At 62.0% G+C, this 21139-nt stretch carries 17 protein-coding genes and 5 pseudogenes; 11 read left to right on the forward strand and 11 right to left on the reverse strand.

Annotated features, from left to right (window positions below):
* The first annotated feature begins 179 nt into the window (after positions 1 to 179).
* Positions 180 to 1064 carry a LysR substrate-binding domain-containing protein gene (locus AC0V2S_RS07245; protein WP_475509158.1) on the forward strand — a complete coding sequence of 295 codons (885 nt, stop codon included), beginning with the start codon at positions 180 to 182 and terminating at the stop codon, positions 1062 to 1064.
* 149 nt (positions 1065 to 1213) lie between these two features.
* Here AC0V2S_RS07245 and pbpG read toward each other — a convergent pair whose 3' ends face one another.
* Together pbpG and AC0V2S_RS07255 are read right to left on the reverse strand one after the other, a co-directional pair.
* Entirely contained in the window at positions 1214 to 2137 is a 924-nt protein-coding gene (pbpG, locus tag AC0V2S_RS07250; RefSeq protein WP_475509159.1) for a D-alanyl-D-alanine endopeptidase, read from the reverse strand.
* A 199-nt stretch (positions 2138 to 2336) separates the two neighbouring features.
* Complete coding sequence (locus AC0V2S_RS07255; RefSeq protein WP_475509160.1) at positions 2337 to 3227, reverse strand: choline sulfate utilization transcriptional regulator; 891 nt, start codon at positions 3225 to 3227, stop codon at positions 2337 to 2339.
* Positions 3228 to 3357: 130 nt separating this feature from the next.
* Here AC0V2S_RS07255 and betC point away from each other — a divergent pair, with 130 nt between their 5' ends.
* The 4 genes from betC (at position 3358) to AC0V2S_RS07275 (ending at position 8240) form a co-directional block, all read left to right on the forward strand.
* A complete protein-coding gene (gene betC, locus AC0V2S_RS07260) occupies positions 3358 to 4884 on the forward strand; it encodes a choline-sulfatase (protein ID WP_475509161.1) in 1527 nt (508 codons plus the stop codon).
* Between the two features lie 15 nt (positions 4885 to 4899).
* Positions 4900 to 5838, forward strand: a complete 939-nt coding sequence (gene choX / locus AC0V2S_RS07265; RefSeq protein WP_475509162.1) for a choline ABC transporter substrate-binding protein — start codon at positions 4900 to 4902, stop codon at positions 5836 to 5838.
* Positions 5839 to 6021: 183 nt separating this feature from the next.
* Entirely contained in the window at positions 6022 to 7596 is a 1575-nt protein-coding gene (locus AC0V2S_RS07270) for a SulP family inorganic anion transporter (RefSeq protein WP_475509163.1), read from the forward strand.
* A gap of 140 nt (positions 7597 to 7736) precedes the next feature.
* The gene (locus AC0V2S_RS07275; protein WP_475509164.1) at positions 7737 to 8240 is read left to right on the forward strand and encodes an anti-virulence regulator CigR family protein; all 504 of its coding nucleotides are present in this window, start codon (positions 7737 to 7739) and stop codon (positions 8238 to 8240) included.
* Between the two features lie 84 nt (positions 8241 to 8324).
* Here AC0V2S_RS07275 and AC0V2S_RS07280 read toward each other — a convergent pair whose 3' ends face one another.
* From AC0V2S_RS07280 to hemF, 3 genes and pseudogenes are all read right to left on the reverse strand, one after another.
* Positions 8325 to 8711, reverse strand: coding sequence for a DOPA 4,5-dioxygenase family protein (locus AC0V2S_RS07280; RefSeq protein ID WP_475509165.1), 387 nt, complete (start codon positions 8709 to 8711; stop codon positions 8325 to 8327).
* A 12-nt stretch (positions 8712 to 8723) separates the two neighbouring features.
* A pseudogene (aroE, locus tag AC0V2S_RS07285) lies at positions 8724 to 9541 on the reverse strand (shikimate dehydrogenase).
* A pseudogene (hemF, locus tag AC0V2S_RS07290) lies at positions 9541 to 10459 on the reverse strand (oxygen-dependent coproporphyrinogen oxidase). The pseudogenes aroE and hemF overlap by 1 nt, the downstream one beginning before the upstream one ends.
* Before the next feature lie 180 nt (positions 10460 to 10639).
* Between hemF and AC0V2S_RS07295 the strand changes: the two are divergent.
* On the forward strand, positions 10640 to 11617 hold the full coding sequence (locus AC0V2S_RS07295; protein ID WP_475509166.1) for an NADPH:quinone reductase: 978 nt from the start codon (positions 10640 to 10642) through the stop codon (positions 11615 to 11617).
* Positions 11618 to 11621: 4 nt separating this feature from the next.
* Here AC0V2S_RS07295 and tsaC read toward each other — a convergent pair.
* The 3 genes and pseudogenes from tsaC to AC0V2S_RS07310 all read right to left on the reverse strand — a co-directional run bounded on the left by tsaC (position 11622) and on the right by AC0V2S_RS07310 (position 14446).
* Positions 11622 to 12178: pseudogene (gene tsaC / locus AC0V2S_RS07300) on the reverse strand (L-threonylcarbamoyladenylate synthase type 1 TsaC).
* A gap of 64 nt (positions 12179 to 12242) precedes the next feature.
* Positions 12243 to 13334 (reverse strand): DNA-processing protein DprA, encoded by a 1092-nt coding sequence (gene dprA, locus AC0V2S_RS07305; protein WP_475509167.1) that lies wholly within the window; start codon positions 13332 to 13334, stop codon positions 12243 to 12245.
* An 87-nt stretch (positions 13335 to 13421) separates the two neighbouring features.
* Positions 13422 to 14446 (reverse strand): annotated as a pseudogene (locus AC0V2S_RS07310) (LysM peptidoglycan-binding domain-containing protein).
* 153 nt (positions 14447 to 14599) lie between these two features.
* Between AC0V2S_RS07310 and def the strand changes: the two are divergent.
* The 5 genes and pseudogenes from def to AC0V2S_RS07335 all read left to right on the forward strand — a co-directional run bounded on the left by def (position 14600) and on the right by AC0V2S_RS07335 (position 19222).
* Positions 14600 to 15106, forward strand: coding sequence for a peptide deformylase (def, locus tag AC0V2S_RS07315; RefSeq protein WP_475509168.1), 507 nt, complete (start codon positions 14600 to 14602; stop codon positions 15104 to 15106).
* A 69-nt stretch (positions 15107 to 15175) separates the two neighbouring features.
* Complete coding sequence (fmt, locus tag AC0V2S_RS07320) at positions 15176 to 16126, forward strand: methionyl-tRNA formyltransferase (RefSeq protein ID WP_475509169.1); 951 nt, start codon at positions 15176 to 15178, stop codon at positions 16124 to 16126.
* A complete protein-coding gene (rsmB, locus tag AC0V2S_RS07325; protein WP_475509170.1) occupies positions 16123 to 17451 on the forward strand; it encodes a 16S rRNA (cytosine(967)-C(5))-methyltransferase RsmB in 1329 nt (442 codons plus the stop codon). Before fmt ends, rsmB begins: the two co-directional genes overlap by 4 nt.
* A gap of 74 nt (positions 17452 to 17525) precedes the next feature.
* Positions 17526 to 18898 (forward strand): annotated as a pseudogene (trkA, locus tag AC0V2S_RS07330) (Trk system potassium transporter TrkA).
* A gap of 12 nt (positions 18899 to 18910) precedes the next feature.
* The gene (locus AC0V2S_RS07335; RefSeq protein WP_475509171.1) at positions 18911 to 19222 is read left to right on the forward strand and encodes a tetratricopeptide repeat protein; all 312 of its coding nucleotides are present in this window, start codon (positions 18911 to 18913) and stop codon (positions 19220 to 19222) included.
* Here AC0V2S_RS07335 and AC0V2S_RS07340 read toward each other — a convergent pair whose 3' ends face one another.
* The 3 genes from AC0V2S_RS07340 to AC0V2S_RS07350 form a co-directional block, all read right to left on the reverse strand.
* The gene (locus tag AC0V2S_RS07340) at positions 19223 to 19489 is read right to left on the reverse strand and encodes a PilZ domain-containing protein (RefSeq protein WP_475509172.1); all 267 of its coding nucleotides are present in this window, start codon (positions 19487 to 19489) and stop codon (positions 19223 to 19225) included.
* Positions 19490 to 19609: 120 nt separating this feature from the next.
* Positions 19610 to 20497 carry a lysophospholipid acyltransferase gene (locus AC0V2S_RS07345; RefSeq protein ID WP_475509173.1) on the reverse strand — a complete coding sequence of 296 codons (888 nt, stop codon included), beginning with the start codon at positions 20495 to 20497 and terminating at the stop codon, positions 19610 to 19612.
* A 76-nt stretch (positions 20498 to 20573) separates the two neighbouring features.
* Positions 20574 to 21125, reverse strand: a complete 552-nt coding sequence (locus AC0V2S_RS07350) for a DNA-3-methyladenine glycosylase I (protein ID WP_475509174.1) — start codon at positions 21123 to 21125, stop codon at positions 20574 to 20576.
* Between the last annotated feature and the right edge of the window lie 14 nt (positions 21126 to 21139).

Consider the following 21139-nt stretch of genomic DNA (forward strand, 5'->3'; position numbering starts at 1 on the left):
GTGGGAAGGAAACCTGGAGGTTTTGTTGTTCTTGAGCCAGTTCTCGCGTTGCATCGACGCCGCGTAGGCGGACCGAGCCACGTTTTTATAACGACCAGCTGGCGCAAAACCTTTAACGCCAGCCACACTCATGCGCAAAACCCGCGCTTTACGCGGCAACCATTGCTTGTGGGTCAACAATGAAAACCACCCTCGACGAATTGCTCGCCCTCACCACGGTGGTCGACAGCGGCTCCATTACGGCCGCTGCCGAGCAGCTGGGGCAGACGGCGTCTGGCGTTAGCCGCGCGCTAAGCCGGCTGGAAGAAAAGCTGGAAGTCACGCTGCTGCACCGCACCACACGACGTCTGGAATTAACGGAGGAGGGCCACGCTTTTGTGCTGCAGGCGCGGCGCATTGTGGCCAGCGTGGAAGATGCCGAAGAGCAGATGGCGTTGCGGCGCCAGCGGCCGGCGGGGCGCCTGCGGGTGAACGCGGCCTCGCCCTTTATGTTGCATGTGATCGTGCCGCTGGTGGCGGGCTTTCGCGCGCTGTACCCGGATATCGAACTGGAGCTGCACAGCAGCGACCAGATCATCGACCTGATTGAGCAGCGTACCGACGTGGCTATCCGCATCGGCCCGCTGCGCGACTCCACGCTGCATGCGCGGCCGCTGGGCAGCAATCGCCTGCGGGTATTGGCCAGTCCGGCCTATATCGCCCAGTTCGGCGTGCCGCAGACGGTGGAGGAATTGAACGGGCGCAGCCTGCTGGGCTTTACCCAACCGGAAACGCTCAACCAGTGGCCGCTACGCCATGAATGCGGCCAGTACTGGCAGGTGACGCCGACCATCAAGGCGTCCAGCGGCGAAACGCTGCGCCAGTTGGCGTTGGAAGGGGCAGGATTGGTGTGCTTAGCGGACTTTATGACGCGCCAGGACCGCGATGACGGGCGACTGGTGCAGGTGCTGGAGGCGCACACGGTGGATGTGCGGCAGCCGATTCACGCGGTGTATTACCGCAACACGGCGTTGGCTTCGCGGATTACGTGTTTTCTGGATTATGTGAGCGGTAGGTTGGGTTGAGCCAAAGGCGAAGCCCAACGATACGCACGTGTAAGCATCCCATCGCAGCCCAACAGAACGTTTTTGGCATCACGCGTTATGTTGGGCAATGCGTGGAGGCGGGCGGGTTTGTATCGTTGGGCTTCGCTTCGCTCAACCCAACCTACGCCTTACTCCGCCGCCAACTGATGCGCGCCCTGCTTGGAACGCTTATACGCCAACGCCGCAGGCGACACCGGGGACACTCGGCCGGTCTCTACCCAGGTCTTCAACCGACCGGCATCGGCGATATGGGTGTATTTGCCGAAGGCATCCAGCACCACGAACGCCACCGGGCGGCCGTTCATCATGGTGCGCATCACCAGGCAGTGGCCGGCTTCGTTGGTAAAGCCGGTCTTGGTCAGCTGGATGCTCCAGTTGGCTTTGTAGATCAGGTGGTTGGTGTTGCGAAAGCCCAGGCTGTAGTTGGGTTTCTTGAAGCTGGCGGTGGTTTCCTGGGTGGTGCTGAGCTGGCCGAGAAGCGGGTATTGCTGGCTGGCTTTGAGCAGTTTCACCAGGTCGTTGGCGCTGGAGACGTTCAGCTCAGACAGGCCGGTCGGCTCCACGTAGCGGGTGTGGGCCATGCCCAGCGCCTTGGCCTTGTTGTTCATGGCGGCCACGAACGCCGGCACGCCGCCTGGGTAGTGATGGGCCAGGCTCGCGGCCATGCGGTTTTCCGAGGACATCAGCGCCAGCAACAGCATCTCGTGGCGAGTGGCCAGGCTGCCGACCTTCACGCGCGAGAACACGCCGCGCATTTCTTTTACGTCTTGAATCTGCACCGGCAGCACTTCATCCATCGGCAGCTTGGCGTCCAGGGTGACCATGGCGGTCATCAGCTTGGTCACCGACGCGATGGGCACGACTTTGTCGGGGTTGCTGGAATAGATCACTTCGTTGGTTTTGAGGTCGACCAGCAGGGCGCTGCCGGAGGCCAATTCCTGCACCTTGAGCGGCTGGGTTTTGACCGTGACCTTTTCTGCCGCGCCCGAGGCGGCACTGATGGCGAACAAAGTGCAAAACAGCAAACGGGCGAGGGCAGGGCGAATATTCACAAGGACGGTCCACATGGCAGAAGGGTAGGGAGCCAGAGCAGTCCTTGCCGGCCCGCGCAGTATAGGAAAGGGCGCGGCGGTATGGAATCCACTGTGATGCAGTTCATCGCAGCAACATGGGGACCTGTGGGAGAGGCTTCAGCCTCGATTCCTGGAAAAGGCAATCGAGGCTGAAGCCTCTCCCACAAAAACTCTCTATTTAAAGCTTCAACTCCGCATGCAACCACTCCACAAACGGTTGCAGCAGCCGCGCCCGGCGTTTGCGTTCAGACAACACCGCGTAATAACCAAACCGCGACTGCGCCTGCCCCTCGATCACCTTGCACAGCACGCCCTGTTCCAGCAGCTCATCCACCAGGTGGCTCCAGCCAATCGCCACGCCTTGCCCGGCAATCGCGGCCTGAATCAGCAGGGTGTAGTTGTCGAAACTCAGTGCCGCCGGGCCTACCGGTTGGGTGATGCCCAGGGCCTGAAATAACCCATTCCAGTCGAACCAGCGGCTGCTCGCGTCAGGCTTTAAGTGCAGCAGCGGCAGGCCGGCGAGTTGGTCATTGCTTAACGGCAACGTGCGCCCTTCGAGCAAGCGCGGGCTGCAGATGGGGAACACTTCTTCGCTGAACAGGCGACTGGCTTCAGTGTGTTTGAAGCGGCCGTCGCCAAAGGTGATGGCGATATCGATGTCGCTGCGCAGGCTGGTCATGCTGCGGTCGCTGGTGATCAGGCTGACGTCCAGGTGCGGGTTGGCGGCGCGAAAACGCGGCAGCCGGGGCATCAGCCAATAGGCGGCGAAGGCAAAGTCGGTGGAAACCTGCAGCACCTCGTGCTGGTTCTGCGCGGTGATGGCGGCGATGCCGGCGTCGATGGCTTCCAGCCCTTGCTGCACATGCACCAGCAGCACCTGCCCGGCGTCGGTGAGGGTGATGCCGCGGTGGATGCGGTCGAACAGGCGCACCGCCAGCTCCTTTTCCAGCCGCTTGATCTGCTGGCTCACCGCCGGCTGCGTGGTGCCCAGTTCGGCGGCGGCGCTGGTGAAGCTCAGCGAGCGCGCCGCGGCTTCGAATACCCGGAGCAAATCCAAGGGCAGGCTCACCGTGTACGCTCACATAAGTGCTGCTTATCCGAAACATGCGCGGCCATGCGCTTTACCCCTGAATACATGAGGAAGAAGATCGGTACATGAACTATCGCATAACTGATCCGCATAGGATAAGCCCGCCAACATGAATCGCCCGAACATCCTCTTCATCATGGCCGACCAGATGGCCGCGCCGCTTCTGCCCCTGCACGACCCCGCATCCCCCATCAAAATGCCGCACCTGAGCCGCCTGGCCCGCGAAGGTGTGGTGTTCGACTCGGCCTACTGCAACAGCCCGCTCTGTGCGCCTTCGCGCTTCACCCTGGTGAGCGGCCAGCTGCCGTCAAAGATCGGTGCCTATGACAACGCCGCCGACTTCTCCGCCGACGTGCCGACCTACGCCCACTACCTGCGGCGCCTGGGCTACAAAACCGCGCTTTCGGGCAAGATGCATTTCTGCGGGCCGGACCAGTTGCATGGCTATGAACAGCGCCTGACCAGCGACATCTACCCCGCCGATTACGGCTGGGCGGTGAATTGGGATGAGCCGGATGTGCGGCCGAGCTGGTACCACAACATGTCGTCGGTGCTGCAGGCCGGGCTGTGCGTGCGCACCAACCAGCTGGATTTCGATGAAGAGGTGGTGTTCAAGGCGCAGCAGTACCTGTTCGACCATGTGCGCGAGGCGCCGCAGCAGCCGTTCTGCCTGACCGTCTCCATGACCCACCCCCACGACCCCTACACCATCCCGAAAAAATTCTGGGACCTGTACGAGGGCGACGAAATCCCGCTGCCGCGCCACCCGCGTGCGCAGAGTGAGCAAGACCCGCATTCGCAGCGGCTGATGAAAGTGATCGACCTGTGGGACAAGCCGCTGGCCGAAAACAAGATTCGCGATGCCCGCCGCGCGTACTTCGGCGCGTGCAGCTATATCGACAGCAATATCGGCAAGCTGCTGGAAACCCTCGAAGAAACCGGCCAGGCCGATAACACCATCATCGTGTTCTCCGGCGACCACGGCGACATGCTTGGCGAGCGCGGCCTCTGGTACAAAATGCACTGGTTCGAAATGGCCGCCCGGGTGCCGATGGTGATTCACGCCCCGGCGCACTTTGCCGCCGCGCGGATCAAAGCGTCGATCTCCACAGCCGATCTGTTGCCCACTTTTGTAGAGCTGGCCGGCGGCAAATTGCATGACGAGCTGCCACTCGATGGCCGCTCGCTGCTGCCGCATCTGCGTGGCGAGCGCGGGCACGATGAAGTGTTTGGCGAGTACATGGCCGAGGGCACCAACAGCCCGCTGATGATGATTCGTCGCGGCCCTTACAAATTCATGTATTCGGAACAGGACCCGTGCCTGCTCTTCAACACCGAGCAAGACCCGTTTGAACTGGAAGAACTCAGCCGGTCGGCGGCCCATCAAGACCTGTTTGCGGCCTTTCTCAAGGAGGCGCGCAGCAAGTGGAATATTCCCGCTATTCACGATCAGGTGTTGGCCAGTCAGCGGCGTCGGCGTTTCGTTGCCGGCGCGCTAAGCCTGGGCACCCTCAAGAGCTGGGATCACCAGCCGTTTACCGATGCCAGCCAGCAATATATGCGCAACCACATCGACCTCGACGACCTGGAGCGCAAGGCACGTTTTCCGCAACCACCTGCCCACACTAATAACTAATTCCAAGGGGACGTTATGAAACGGTTATCCACCAAGTTATCCACAGGTTTGCTCACAGCGGCTGGCGTTCTGGCGCTCGGCATCGGCAACGCTCAGGCGGCGGACAGTTGCGACACCGTGCGCATGGCCGATCCGGGCTGGAGCGATATCGCCGCTACCAACGCCGTCACCGGCTTTTTGCTTGACGGCATGGGCTACAAAGCCAAGGTGGACACGCTGGCAGTGCCGATTATTTTCGGCGGCATGAAAGACGGTTTGGTGGACGTGTTCATGGGCAATTGGATGCCCGCGCAGCAGGCGCACTACGACAAATTTGTAAAAACCGGCGCCGTCGAGCAATTGCATAAAAACCTCGAAGGCACAGAGTTCACGCTGGCTGTACCCGATTACGTGTACGCCGCTGGGGTGCATGACTACGCCGACCTGGCCAAATTTGCCGACAAGTTCGACAAGAAGATTTACGGAATTGGTGCCGGTGCACCGGCCAACCAGTCGCTGCAGGAAATCATCACTAAAAACGAGTTCGACCTGGGTCAATGGAAGCTGGTGGAGTCCAGTGAACAGGCCATGTTGTCGGAGGTGGCCAGGGCGGTAAAACGCGAGCGGTTTATCACCTTCCTGGGCTGGACCCCGCACCCGATGAACGTGCAATTCAAGATGAAATACCTCACCGGTGGCGAGAAGTATTTTGGCGCCAGCGGCAGTGTTTATACGTTGACGCGAAAAGGTTATGCACAGGCGTGCCCCAACGTGGCAAAGCTGCTCACCAACCTGACATTTACCCAGGAAATGGAGAACAGCATCATGGCCCAGGTGGACAGCAAGAAGGCCACCAATGCCGAAGCGGCCAAGGCCTGGATTGCGGCGCACCCGGAGGTGTTGGATGGGTGGCTTGAAGGGGTGAAAACCAAGGATGGGGCGGATGCGTTGGCGGTGGTGAAAGCCAAGCTGTAAAGCGACCCTCTCCCCCAGCCCCTCTCCCGTAAACGGGCGAGGGGAGCTAATCGGCGTGATGGAACAAACAGTGGCCGGGAACACAATCGGCTCCCTCTGCCCGCTTTGCGGGAGAGGGCTGGGGAGAGGGTTTATGCTTTTGAGCTGATACCCTATTCACTGCCTTCTTTCCCTGAGACTTTCATGCGCTGGCCCAATCGCCTGATGCTTCTTCCCTTTCTCGCCTGGCTGCCCATGCAGACAGGCCGCTCCCTGCGCCGCGACTTTCTGGTGGGCCTGAGCGGCGCCGTGCTGGCCCTGCCGCAATCCATCGCCTACGCCCTGATCGCCGGCCTGCCGGCCGAATACGGTCTGTACGCCGCGGTGGTACCCGTGCTGATCGCCAGCTTGTGGGGTTCGTCCTGGCACCTGATCTGCGGGCCGACGGCGGCCATCTCGGTCGTGCTGTTTACCAGCCTCAGCCCGTTGGCCGTGCCGGGCAGCGCCGACTACGTGGAGCTGGTGCTGCTGCTTACATTCCTCGCCGGCCTGTTCCAGTGGATTCTGGGCATGCTGCGCTTTGGCTCGCTGGTGAACTTTGTTTCCCACTCGGTGGTGCTTGGCTTTAGTGCCGGCGCCGCCCTGGTCATTGCCCTCGGCCAGTTGCCGTATTTTTTCGGCATCAACCTGCCGAGCCAGGCCACCGGCTTCGACAGCCTGGTGCACTTGATTGAAGCGTTGCCCACGCTCAATCCGGCCTGCGTGGTGATCGCGGCGATTACCCTCGCGGCGAGCCTGGTGGTGCGCCGGTTGTGGCCACGGGCTCCGGCGCTGTTGGTGGGCATTGTGGCCGGTGGCTTGGTGGTGTGGGCGCTGCCAACCCTGTTTGCCAGCGTGCCGCGCGTGCCGGCGTTCAGCGGTTCGCTGCCGCCGTTCAGCCCGCTGAGCCTGGACCCGGCCACCGTGCTGCGCCTGCTCCCAACGGCCGTGGCGTGCGGCATGCTCGGCCTGGTAACCAGCCTGTCCATCGCCCGCACCTTGGCCAGCCGCTCGCAACAAATGCTCAATGCCAACCAGGAGGTCCGCGCCCAGGGCTTTTCCAATATGGTCGGGGCGTGGTTTTCCGGCTATCTGTCGGCCGGCTCGTTCGCCCGCTCCGCGCTCAACCTGCAAGGCGGCGCCAATTCGCCGTTGGCCGGTGTTTGTTCGGCGTTGCTGGTGGCGACCTTTGCCCTGTTTGGCGCCGGGCTGATTGCCCGCATTCCGCTGCCGAGCATGGCCGCGAGCATTCTGCTGATCTGCTGGGGCCTGATCGATTTCGCCGGCATTCGCTCGCTGTTTCGCGTTAGCCGTTCGGAGTTCGTGGTGATGCTACTGACCCTGGCCGCCACCCTGCTGCTGGAGCTGCAAACGGCGATTTATGCCGGCGTGTTGGCTTCGTTGTTTTTCTACCTCAAACGCACCTCGCAGCCACGGGTGCAGCAGTGGTTTGAAGGCGATGAAGAAATTCTGCGTGTGGAGGGCTCGATCTTCTTTGGCGCCTGCCATTACCTGCAACTGCGCCTGCAACGCAGCAAGGGCCAGCGCGTGGTGATCGAGGGGCAGCACATGAATTTTATCGACTATGCCGGCGTCACCATGCTGCACCAGGAAGCCCACCGTTTACGCGGCCTGGGCCGGGTGCTATGCCTGCGCAACGCCAAGGGGCAAATCGTGGAGGAGTTGCTCAAACTGGAAGGCGCGGACCAGTGCCCCATCGAGTTTCAGCCGCCGCTGTAAGCGTTGCGTCAGCTGTGTAAAAGTCCTGATACAGAGGAATTTTCAGCGCGCCGTCACGCCTAATCCTGCAACCAGCGCCAATACTCGCTGGCCCGCCGCCCAGTCACGTTGCCGAGGCGGCGCGGAGCAGGAGCTACACCATGAAGACGTCCCGCCTGATCGCCAGCCTGAGCATTGCCGCCCTGTTGGCCAGCAGCCTGGCCACTGCCGCGCCACAAGGTGGCCCGGGCCAGGAGCAAGATCCGCGCAATGGCCAGCCCGGCCAAGGGCACCAGCAGGGCAATTCCCAGCCGGGCAACCAGGGCCATCAGCAAAATGGCCAACCGGCGCATAACCAGCCGCAGCGTCAGCCGCAACAGGCCAACAATCGCCACGGTCAACCGCCGCAGGATTTCGCCCCGGTGCGTCAGCAGTTCTATGACCACCGCGAACAGATCGGCCGTGGCCCGGACCTGCCGCCCGGTGTGCGCATCGAACACGGCCGGCCGCTGCCCCACGGCTACGGCAAACGCCTGGACGCCCGCGCACTGCATGGCTTGCCGCAGTACAACGGCTATGAATGGCGGCGGGTTGGGAGTGATGTGGTGTTGATCGCCATTACCACCGGGATCGTTTACACCATCTTGCAGGGAGTCCTGAACTAAAAAGCATCGAGGCTAAAGCCTCTCCCACAAGGACGGTGATCCCCCTGTGGGAGAGGCTTCAGCCTCGATTCCTGGAAACGGCTATTACAAGTCGAAGTGGGTAGCCGGCTGGTCGTTGAACACGCTGAGGTTCATGGTCAGCGGCTGGCCGATCCACAGACCGTGGTCGCGGTGGTCGATCAGGTCATTGCCGGTAATGGGATGGACGAAAATCGACAGCTCCTGACGGTGTAGCACCAGCCAGGGAATCAGCTCGGCGAATACCGCCGGCCGCAACGCCAACTGGCAGCTCCAGGCCGGGTGCGGGCCTACGATTTTCTCGTGGACCCGGCCCATCTTCAGCTCGAACAAGGTGGCGGCTTCTTCGCAGAGAGTGCGGGCGAGCTGCACGGTGCTGGCGTCGAAGTAGACATGCGCATGCCAGCCGCGAATACGTTCTTCGATGGGGCTGCTGTCTGCTTCGGTCGCCATGGAGTGCTCCGCTTACGCCAGTTGGCGGCGCAGTTCCGCCAGCACCGAGGCGCTGTCCGGACGCACGCCGCGCCAGAGGAAAAACGCTTCGGCCGCCTGCTCCACCAACATGCCCAGGCCATCAAGGGTGCGCGCTGCACCGTGTTCGCTAGCCCAGTGGTTGAAGGCTGTCAGGCCCTTGCCGTACATCATGTCGTAGGTCACGGTGTGGCCCGGTTTGATCAGGCTCGGCGAGATGGGCGGCAGCTCGCCGGCGAGGCTGGCCGAGGTGCCATTGATGATCAGGTCGACCGGTGCCTCCATCCAATCGAAGCCGCACGCCGCGACCGGCCCCAGGTCGGCAAACAGTTTGGCCAGGTTCTCGGCTTTTTCCACGGTGCGGTTGGCGATCACCAGCGAGTGCGGCTGTTCGGCCAGCAATGGCGCGATCACTCCGCGCGCGGCGCCACCGGCACCCAATAGAAGAATGCGTTTGCCTTCGAGGTTCAGGCCGGCGTTGACCGTGAGGTCGCGCACCAGGCCCGCGCCGTCGGTGTTGTCGCCCAGCAGGCCGCCGTCGGCTTGCTTGCTCAGGGTGTTCACCGCCCGGCGCGTTGGGCGCGTGGGGTCAGACTGTCGGCCAATTGATAGGCTTGCTCCTTGAACGGCACGGTGACGTTGCCGCCACGGCCGTTGGCGAAGAAGTCGCGGGCAAAGGCGGTGAAGCCGTCCAGCGGCGCCAGCAGGGGTTCATAGCTCAGCTGCTGGCCGGTCTGCTCGGCAAACAGGCGGTGAATCAGCGGCGACTTGCTGTGGCCGACGGGATTGCCGAATACGCCATAACGGTCCATTAACGTGCCGCCTCGCCCAACCAGTCGCGGTCTTGCAGGTAGTAGTCGGTCAGCCGCGCTTCTTCGCCGCCGGCCTTGGGTTTCCAGTCGTAGCCCCACTGCACATGCGGTGGCAGCGACATCAGAATGGATTCAGTACGCCCGCCCGATTGCAGACCGAACAGGGTGCCGCGGTCGTACACCAGGTTGAATTCCACATAACGGCCACGACGAAACGCCTGGAACGAACGCTGCTCGGCGGTGAAGCGATGCCTTTGCGCTTCTGCACGATGGGCAGGTAAGCGTCGATATAGGCGTCGCCGATGGCGCGGATAAAGGCGAAGCAGGTGTCAAAATCCCACTCGTTCAAGTCATCGAAAAACAGGCCGCCGATGCCGCGCGGTTCGTTGCGGTGTTTGATATGGAAGTAGGTGTCGCACCAGGCTTGTAGCGCGGGTACACGTCGGCGCCAAACGGCGCGCAGGCCTGCTCGGCCACGCGGTGCCAGTGCTGGCAGTCTTCTTGGTTACCGTAGTAGGGCGTGAGGTCGAAGCCGCCACCGAACCACCACACGGCCTCTTCGCCTTCTTTCTCGGCGATAAAAAAGCGCACGTTGGCGTGGGACGTAGGGATATGCGGGTTTTCCGGGTGCATGACCAGGGACACGCCCATGGCCTCAAAGCCACGGCCGGCCAGTTCCGGGCGGTGGGCGCTGGCCGAGGGCGGCAGGCCGGTGCCGAAGACGTGGGAGAAGTTGACCCCGCCTTTTTCCAGCACCGCGCCGTTTTCGATCACGCGGGTGCGACCGCCACCGCCGGCCGGACGCTCCCAGGCGTCTTCGACAAAGCGCGCGCCGCCGTCTTCCGTTTCCAGGGCGGCGCAGATACGGTCTTGCAGATCGAGCAGGTAGGCCTTCACGGCCGCGGAACGTTCACTCACACCATCACCTTCTTCACGCAAAATTAAAAACGTGTTCGCCGCCCAGAAGCCGCTGGGGTGGGGCTCGTGGCCCGAATAGGGGCGCAAGCATACCACCGCTCTCCAGCCCTTCGCTGTTGACGCCCATCAGGGACAAGCGTTGCATAGCGGTTTTCGCAGCAATCTTCGTAGGGATTTTCCATGCCAAAACGCATTCAGTTTGCCCAACACGGTGGTCCTGAAGTTCTGGACTATGTGGACTTCCAACCGACCGAGCTTGGCCCCAACGACGTACGGGTGGCCAACCACGCTATCGGCCTCAACTTTATCGACACCTATTACCGCAGCGGCCTGTATTCCCCGGCGTCCTTGCCTTCGGGTTTGGGTGCGGAAGGCGCTGGCGTGGTGGAGGCGGTGGGTAGCGCGGTCAGCCACCTAAAAGTCGGCGACCGGGTGGCTTACGGCACCGGCCCATTGGGCGCATACAGCGAAGTACATACCTTGCCGGCCGCGCACCTGGTGAAGCTGCCCGACAGCGTCAGCTTCGAGCTCGCCGCCAGCGTGATGCTCAAGGGCCTGACGGTGCAGTACCTGTTGCGTCAGACCTATCCGCTCAAGGGTGGCGAAACCATCCTGTTCCATGCTGCCGCCGGTGGCGTCGGCAGCATTGCCTGCCAATGGGCCAAGGCGCTCGGGGTCAAACTGATTGGCACCGTCGGCTCGGCAGCCAAGGCCGAACGCGCCAAGGCATTGGGCGCTTGGGCGACCATCGATTACAGCCATGAAGATGTGGTCGCGCGGGTGCTGGAACTCACCGACGGCAAGAAATGCCCGGTGGTGTACGACTCCATCGGCAAGGACACCTGGGAAACGTCGCTCAACTGCACCGCGCCGCGCGGTTTGCTGGTGAGTTTTGGTAACTCGTCCGGGCCGGTCAGTGGGGTGAATCTGGGCGTGCTGGCCGGTAAGGGTTCGCTGTATGTCACCCGGCCGACGCTGGGCAGCTATGCCGACACCCCGGCCAACTTGCAGGCCATGGCCGATGAGTTATTCGCCATGCTGGCGAGCGGGCAGATTCAAGTGGATATCAACCAGCGCTTTGCCCTGAAAGATGCCGCCGCTGCGCATACCGCCCTGTCTGGGCGGCAAACCAGCGGCTCCACGGTGCTGTTGCCTTAAGGCTTTAGCTGGCGCGCAGTACCTTGCCGGTAGCCAGGTCGCGAATCACGCTGGGGTTTTCCGGCCACCCAGGGCCCCGGTCAGCACGGCATCGAGTTGATCGGGGAAGTACTGCTGAATGCGTAGGCTGTTGCGTGCCGGCGGTTTGCCGGAGGGGTTGGCCGAGGTGGATACCAGCGGGCCGACCTGGGCGCAGAGGTCGCGCACCAGCGGGTGGTCGGTCACGCGCAAGGCGACGGTTTCGTGCTCACCGGTAATCCAGCCGGGCAGCAGATTCTGGTGCGGCACCAGCCAGGTGTTCGGCCCGGGCCAAGTGCTGGCCAGGCGATCGAGCCACAGCTCGGGGAAGTCTTCGAATAGAAAGTCGAACTGGTGGATGCTGTCGGCCACCAGAATCAGCCCCTTTTCCACTGGGCGCTGTTTGAGCGCCAGCAGACGTTCGACTGCCTGCGCATCCCACGGGTCGCAACCCAGGCCCCAAACGGCCTCGGTGGGGTAGGCGATCACGCCACCATTGCGCACAACGCGCGCTACCTGCTGGATACGCCAACTGCTGGTCATTGCCACCTCGGGGTTCATTTTCACTGCGGGCCATTTCACTGTAGGAAGTGTACCGAAGCGCCGCTTAACGGCCCACCCAGACACCACTTTCGTTGGCCACCCGGCCTTCCACTTCCAGCTCGCTGAGCGCCGCCAGCACCTTCGGCAAGGCCCAGCCACTGGCCACGGCCAGGGCCTCGCTGGTCTGCGGCGCGGCAAACAGCAGCTTCATCAGCGGGTGTTTGACCGCAACCGGTTTGGCGCGACGTTGGGGTTCAGGCGCCACGTTTTGCCAGCCGCGAAGGCCTTCCAGAATATGTTCGACGCACTCCACCAATGCCGCGCCATCGCGAATCAGCTGGTGGCAGCCGCGTGCGCCGGGATGGTGGATGGAGCCGGGAATGGCATACACCTCGCGCCCTTGTTCCAGCGCCAGGCGCGCGGTGATCAGCGAACCGCTGGAAGGGCTGGCTTCCACCACCAACACGCCCAGCGACAGGCCGCTGATGATGCGGTTACGCAGCGGAAAGCTGGCGGGAATGGGCGGGCTGTCGAGCGGCAGCTCCGAGATCATGGCGCCGCCTTGAGCGACGATATCGGCGGCCAGATGGCGGTGGCGGGGCGGGTAGATCTGGTTCAGCCCAGTACCCAGCACTGCCACGGTTTTACCGCCTACGGCCAAGGCACCTTGATGCGCCGCGCCGTCGATACCCAAGGCCATGCCGCTGGTGATCACGAAGCCGCCAGCGGCCAGGCTGCGGGCAAAGGCGTGGGCGGTATCCATGCCCGGCTTGGATGCGCGGCGGCTGCCGACAATGGCCAATTGCGGTTGCTGCAGCAGGTCCGGGTTGCCGGCCACATATAACAGCGGCGGCGCATCCGGCAGTTCGGCGAGCAGGGCGGGGTAGTCGGGGTGGTCCCAGGCCAGCAGGTGCTGGTTGCACTGTTCCAGCCAGGTGAGCGTGGCAGTTACCCGCTGGCGAATGGCTTCGTCGCGGCGCGCGTCTGCGCACACGGCGGGCAGCTTCAAAGCGCGCCAGGCAGCGGCAGAGGCGCTTAGTGCCGACGAGGCGTTGCCGAAGGCGTCAATCAGGGTGCGGAAACGCTTGGTGCCGAGGTCGGGCAGGCAGTGCAAACGCACACGGGCTTCAAGTTCGGCGGGGGATGTGTTGGTCATGATCATTCCTTGATCGGTGTGTTTTCAGAGAAATTTCTTACAAGACCCCAGAAACAAAAACCCCCGCATTTGCGGGGGTTTTGTCGATTACGGATTCCGTATCTTGTCCATCACTTCGAGCTGCCTTGTGGCGCTAAGCACCAGGCCGTAGCTCAACTTGTCGTAGGTGTGGAACACCATCAGCAAGCCGGCGCGCTCATCCGGAATTTTTACCTGTTCGCCGGTAACGCGGTCACGAACAGTTTCGCCGGTTTTGTAAACCGCGAGCACGTTGCCCTCTACCAGACCGTCGCGTTTGCCTTTGCTCAAGGTAACCACGTCGAACTGACCGATCTGCGAAACGCCACGCGGCACGTCGAGAATCAGGCCACGGATTTCGGTGGTCGGTGCGCTCGGCATAAGGTGGAGTTCACGTGACGCTCTTCGGTGGGGAAGAGACGGTCACCGTTACGCACTTCCTGAGTGGTGCGCGTCAGGGTAAGGGTGGCAACGCCATCTTCCTCGGCAACCACTTGGCCGCCGCCGATATCGTCGGCGTTGATGCCGAGGAATTCTTTGGTGTCCGGGTCCGTGTAGGTGCGGCCCTGGCGGAAGATGCCGTAAACCGGGTGCTGTTCATCGAAGGTGCCGCGAGCGTAGATGCGGTCGCCAGCGCCACTCACTACGCGCTCGGCGGAACCGGCTACCACGTAGTTGGCTTTGGTAAATTCTGCATCGCTATCAACAATCCGATTTTTCAGCAGGAAGCTGTCGATGGCTTCCAGCGGAATGGTCGGAATGGCCTGAGCCATCGGCGTGCTGCGTACTTGCGGCGACAGTTTGATGGTGCCTCGCGACTCGCCACGGTTGAGGGTCAGGCGTGGCTGGCCGTCAACGTAAGTCAGCGAAAGCTGGTCGCCGGGGTAAATCAGATGAGGGTTTTCAACCTGCGGGTTGGCGTGCCAGATCTCTGGCCACTTCCACGGCTCACTGAGGAACTTTCCGGAAATATCCCAGAGGGTATCGCCCTTGACCACGGTGTAGCGGTCCGGATGACCTTCCTTGAGCTGCACTTCGGCCTGAGCCAAGCCAGTGGCGGCTAGGAGTAGCAGGGCGAGTAGTGATTTCCTCATGCGGTGAATCCCTTTATTATGTGTCTTCACGTAGAACGCCCAAGGGCTGCTCCGAAAGCCTCGGAAGCCGCGGCCTGAAGCCGTTTTTCAATGCTGCTCAGCATATTAGCAGCGGATTTTGACTTTATTCCACAAGTGCATCACACAACGCATATGGCAATCCTAAACATCCTCGAGTTTCCCGACCCGCGCCTGCGTACCATCGCCAAGCCCGTAGACGTGGTTGACGACGCGTTGCGTCAGTTGATCGACGACATGTTTGAAACCATGTACGACGCGCCGGGCATTGGTTTGGCCGCCACCCAGATCAACGTGCACAAGCGCGTGGTGGTGATGGACCTCAGCGAAGAAAAGAACGAGCCGCGGGTTTTCATCAATCCCGAGATCGAAATGCTGACCGATGAAATGGATCAGTATCAGGAAGGCTGCCTGTCTGTGCCGGGCTTTTACGAGAACGTCGACCGCCCGCAGAAGGTGAAAATCAAGGCGCTGGACCGCGATGGTCAGCCCTATGAATTGATCGCCGAAGGCCTGCTCGCCATCTGCATTCAGCACGAGTGCGACCATCTCAACGGCAAGCTGTTTGTGGACTACCTGTCTACGCTCAAGCGCGACCGCATCAAGAAGAAGCTGGAAAAAGCGCACCGCCAGCAGGTTTAAACGCCGATCAAAGGCTTGCTCCGGCAAGCCTTTTTCTTTTCAGTATTCAGCCTTTCGAGTAACCCCCACATGAGCCAAGCACTGCGCCTCGTTTTCGCCGGCACACCGGAGTTTGCCGCCGAACACCTCAAAGCCCTGCTCGCCAGCCAGCACGAGATTGTGGCGGTTTACACTCAACCGGATCGCCCGGCCGGCCGTGGGCAAAAGCTGATGCCAAGCCCGGTGAAACAGCTGGCGCTGGAGAACAATATTCCCGTGCTGCAGCCGCCGACCCTGCGCGACCCGGCGGCCCAGGCCGAACTCGCTGGCTTGAATGCCGACCTGATGGTCGTTGTTGCCTACGGCCTTATCCTGCCGCAAGTTGTGCTCGATACCCCGCGCCTGGGCTGCATCAATAGCCATGCTTCGTTGCTGCCACGCTGGCGCGGTGCGGCGCCTATTCAGCGCGCCGTGCAGGCCGGCGATGCCGAAAGCGGCGTGACCGTAATGCAGATGGAAGCCGGCCTGGATACCGGCCCGATGCTGCTGAAAGTCAGCACCGCCATTACCTCTGAAGACACCGGCGGCAGCCTGCACGACCGCCTCGCCGAACTCGGCCCGCCTGCCGTGTTGAAGGCCATCGAAGGCCTGGCCGCCGGCACGCTGAAGGGCGAAGTACAAAACAACGATCTGGCGACCTACGCCCACAAACTCAATAAAGATGAAGCGCGCATCGACTGGAGCCGCCCGGCCGTGGAACTGGAGCGCCTGATTCGCGCGTTCAATCCCTGGCCCATCTGCCACAGCACGTTGAATGGCGAAGCGTTGAAAGTGCTGGCGGCACAGCCGGCCGAGGGCCACGGCGCGCCGGGAGAAATCCTCAGCGCGACCCGTGATGGTCTGGTGGTCGCGTGTGGTGAAGGCGCCCTGCGTCTAACCCGTCTGCAATTGCCTGGCGGCAAGGCGCTGAATTTTGCCGATCTGTTCAACAGCCGCCGTGAGCAATTCGCCGTGGGTACCGTGCTGGGGGCCAGCGCATGAACCCGCGTCTGGCTGCGGCCCATGCCCTCGCTGCCGTGCTGTCGGGCAAAGCCTCGCTGAACAGCTCGTTGCCCAAGCAACTGGATAAAGTTGAAGCACGCGACAAAGGCCTGACCCAAGACCTGGCGTTCGGCACCGCCCGTTGGCAGCCGCGCCTGAGCGCGCTGGCTGAACGCCTGCTGCAAAAGCCCTTCAAGGCCGCAGACCGCGATGTCGAAGCGCTCATGCTGGTGGGCCTTTACCAACTGCTCTACACCCGCATTCCTGCCCACGCCGCCATCGGCGAAACCGTGGGCGCCGCCGAGAAACTGAAAAAGCCTTGGGCCAAGGGGTTGCTCAATGCCGTGCTGCGCCGCGCCCAGCGCGAAGCTGAAACGCTGCTGGTGGAAGTTGACCACGACCCCATGGCCCGCACGGCGCACCCGCGCTGGCTGCAAAAAGCCCTGAAGGCTTTTTGGCCGGAGCAGTGGGAAGCCATCTGCGCCGCCAACAACGCCCATCCGCCCTTGATTTTGCGGGTGAACCGGCGCCTCGGTAGCCGCGATGAGTACCTGGCCGAACTGCAACGCGTAGGTTTCGAAGCCAGTGCCTGCACCTTTAGCCGCGACGGCATCGTGCTGGCCGAAGCGTGTGACGTCACCACGTTGCCGGGTTTTGCCGAAGGCCGCGTAAGCGTGCAAGACGAAGCCGCGCAACTGGCCGCCGACTTGCTCGACCTGGCGCCCGGCCAACGGGTGCTGGACGCCTGCTGTGCCCCCGGCGGAAAAACCTGTCACCTGCTGGAAGCGGAACCGGCCTTGAGCGGCGTGGTGGCCATCGACCTCGAAGCCAAGCGCCTGGTGCGGGTGAAAGAAAACCTCGCACGCCTGGGCCTTTGCGCCGAGCTGATCGCCGCCGATGCGCGCGCGACTGACGTCTGGTGGGACGGCAAACCCTTTCAGCGCATTCTGCTGGACGCGCCCTGCTCGGCTACCGGCGTTATCCGTCGTCATCCGGATATCAAACTGACCCGCCAGGCCGACGACATTCCTGCCCTCGCCACCCTGCAAGGCGAATTGCTCGACGCGCTATGGCCAACCCTCGAAGTCGGCGGCGTGTTGCTTTATGCCACCTGCTCGACATTGCCTACGGAAAACACCGAAGTGGTTGAGGCCTTTTTGGCCCGTACGCCCGGCGCCCGTGAGCTGGATATCGCCGGCCAACAAGGCCAGCAACCGCCCGGCCTTAAACAACCCCATGGCCGGCAACTGCTGGCGCAAGAGGGCGGCCACGACGGCTTTTATTACGCCAAACTGATCAAGATCGCCGCCGCGCCGCGCGCCTAATGCCTGCTTGTGCAGGCGCGGCGCAGGTCTGCTATTTTCGGGGCCGCTCACGACAGGTTTAGGGATACACACGGATGAAGATCATTATTCTCGGCGCCGGTCAGGTGGGTGGCACCCTGGCGGAACACCTGGCCAGCGAGCACAACGACATCACCGTGATCGACACCGACGGCGACCGCCTGCGCGACCTCGGCGATCGGCTGGATATCCGCACCATCCAGGGCAAGGGCTCTTTCCCCACGGTGCTACGCCAGGCCGGCGCCGATGATGCCGACATGCTGGTGGCCGTGACCAACAGCGATGAAGTGAATATGGTCGCCTGCCAAGTGGCCTACACCCTGTTCCACACCCCGACCAAAATTGCCCGCGTGCGCGAGGCGGCCTACCTGACGCGCTCCGGCTTGTTCGATAACGACGCCATTCCGGTGGACGTGTTGATCAGCCCGGAACAGGTGGTAACCAACTACATCAAGCGCCTAATCGAACACCCGGCGCCTTGCAGGTGATCGACTTCGCCGAAGGCAAAGCGCAGCTGGTAGCGGTGAAGGCGTATTACGGCGGCCCGCTGGTGGGCCAGCAATTGCGCCAGTTGCGCGAGCACATGCCCAACGTCGACACCCGCGTAGCCGCGATTTTCCGCCGCGACCGACCGATTCTGCCCCGTGGCGATACCGTGATCGAAGCCGATGACGAGGTGTTTTTTATCGCCGCCAAGGCGCACATCCGTGCGGTGATGAGCGAGATGCGCCGCCTGGAAGACAGCAACAAACGCATCGTGATTGCCGGCGGCGGTCATATTGGCGAACGACTGGCCGAGGCCATCGAAAGCCGTTACCAGGTAAAAATCATCGAGATGAATCCGGCGCGTTGCCGGTATCTGTCCGAGACCCTGGACAGCACCATCGTGCTGCAGGGCAGCGCCTCGGACCGCGACTTGCTGGTGGAAGAGAACATCAGCGATGCCGATATTTTCCTGTCGCTGACCAACGACGACGAAGCCAACATCATGTCGTCCTTGCTGGCCAAACGCCTGGGCGCGCGCAAGGTGATGACGCTGATTAACAACCCGGCCTACGTGGACCTGGTGCAAGGCGGCGAGATTGATATCGCCATCAGCCCGCAGCTCGCCACCATCGGCACCTTGCTCGCCCACGTGCGCCGCGGCGATATCGTCAGCGTGCATTCCCTGCGCCGGGGTGCGGCAGAAGCCATCGAGGCGATTGCCCATGGCGATGCGAAATCCAGCAAGGTGATCGGTCGCGCCATCGAAGACATCGCGTTGCCGCCGGGCACCACCATCGGCGCTCTGGTGCGCGATGAGGAAGTGCTGATTGCCCACGACGACACGGTGATTGAATCCGGCGACCACGTGATTCTGTTTCTGGTGGACAAGAAGTACATCCGCGACGTCGAGCGCCTGTTCCAGGTCGGCCTGACCTTCTTCTAAAGGAACACTGCGATGCTCGACTCTCTGGAAAAAATGCTCGGCAAAGGCATCGATAACGCCTTGCTGCGGTTTGGTCTTGGCAAGGGTTATCTGGACCTGAATGACAACGCCAAAGCGGCCGAGCACCTACAACGTTGTGTTGAATTCGACCCGAAGTATTCGGCGGCATGGAAGCTGTTAGGCAAAGCGCAGTTGGGCCTGGGTGACACAGCTGCCGCGCGCGAGGCGTGGGAACACGGCATCAGCGCCGCACAGGCGCACGGCGACAAGCAGGCAGAGAAGGAAATGCAGGTGTTTGTGCGAAAACTGGATAAAGCGCGCTGATCAGTCTTCGCGGATAAACCGCAAACCTACGCCGTCAGCCATTACCCGCATCACTTCCATTTTCAGCACCGGCGCTTCGATCGGCAGGTCTTGCACCTGGCCGGTGACGATGGCGCCGAGGGGTAGGGCGGTAAGGTCGTCGTGTTTGACGTACACGCCGCCGTCGGACAAATCGCGGGTCAGGGCGATCACTTCGCCGAAACTGTCATGGCAAATCTTGATGCGGCACTTCATCGACGTGCGTGGCGATAGTCGCTGGTTGGACATAGGGCCCGGCCTTCCTGGTCAACGGTCCCTGTTAATAACGCAATTCCCGGCGTTCGCCTAGAGGCCAGCGACATTCAGCGGCCTCAATTGGCTATTCAATCAGCGGCTTAGTACCTGAAGTCAGTACCAGCGCTTCTCGCCTTCGGGGCGTTTTTTGAAGCGCTTCATGGTCCACATATATTGGCTCGGGTAAGCACGCACATAACGCTCGACGACCTGGCTCATGGCGGCGACGGCCTCCTGAGTGTCCGTGCTGTACATACCTTCGGGCGCGGCTTCGAGAATCACCTTGTAGCCTGAGCCATCTTCCAGGCGTAGGGCATGCAGAAACACGCCGACCGCTTTGCCGCCGGCGAGCATGCCGGGCACGAACTTGCTGGTGAGTGCCTGAATGGCCAGAAACGGTACGAACAACCCCGCCGACAAGCTCGGCTCCGGGTCTGCCGGAATACCGACCGAACCGCCTTTGCGCACTTCCTTGATCACGCTGAGAATGCCTTCCTTGGTGGACGGCGCCACACGGTTGCCGAGCTGCACGCGCTGTTTGCGCAGCAGGTCGTCGACGGCTTTGAGTTTCGGCGGGCGGTAAAAAATGATGGGTTTGCACTGGTTGCAGTAGAAGTGGTTGAGCACTTCCCAGTTGCCCAGGTGGCTAGTGATGCCGACCACGCCCTTGCCGGAAGCCAGGGCAGCCTGGAGCACTTCAAGGCCTTCTACTTCGCGCACCAACTTAAGGGATTTACCGGCCGGCCAGACCCAGGCGCAGGCGCTTTCGGTGAGGGTTCTGCCGATGTCCATCAGGCTCTTTTTCAGCAGACGGTCGTGGGCGACAGGGTCCAACTCGGGGAAGCATTTGCTGAGGTTGATGGCCGCGACGTTGCGCGAGCCGTTGGGAAAGCGCCACATCAGCCACCCGATAGCCCCGCCCAAGCTTTGCACCGCACGCCAAGGCAACAAGGCGAACAGGCGCAGAAAGCCGACGATCAACGCACCTTTGAACTTCTCCACCGGACACTCTCCGAATTCGAACAGGGGCGCATTGTAACCACCTTGAGGCGGTTCGGTTATCGCGGGGTTGGGTGGGTTACCCGCTGAGCTCGGCGTAGCGGCTGCAATCCTGCGTATGGTCCATCACCATGCCGGTAGCCTGCATAAAGGCGTAGCAAATGGTCGGACCCACAAACGTAAAGCCGGCTTTTTTCAGCGCCTTGCTCATGGCTTCGGCTTCGGGCGTCACCGCCGGCACATGGCTGCGCCCGGGGAAGTGATTGACCTTGGGCACGCCGCCGACAAACGACCAGAGAAAGCCGACCGGGTCCGCCAGCTGCAACCAGGCCTGAGCATTTTTGCGGGCGGCCTTGAGCTTCAGGCGGTTGCGGATGATGCCGGGGTCTTGCATCAGCCCTTCGATTTCTTCATCGCTCAGTTCCGCCAGCCGCTTGGCATCGAAGCCGAACAGCACCTGGCGGTAGCGTTCGCGCTTCTTTAATACGGTGATCCACGACAGCCCGGCCTGGAAGCCTTCGAGCAGCAGCATTTCAAAGAGGTGACCGGCATCTGTCTGCGGTACGCCCCATTCTTGGTCGTGGTAGGTGATGTACAGCGGGTCTTCGTTGCACCAGAAGCAGCGTGGCATAGGGCTCCTAGGGG

The sequence above is a fragment of the Pseudomonas sp. CC11G genome, from assembly GCF_056174845.1.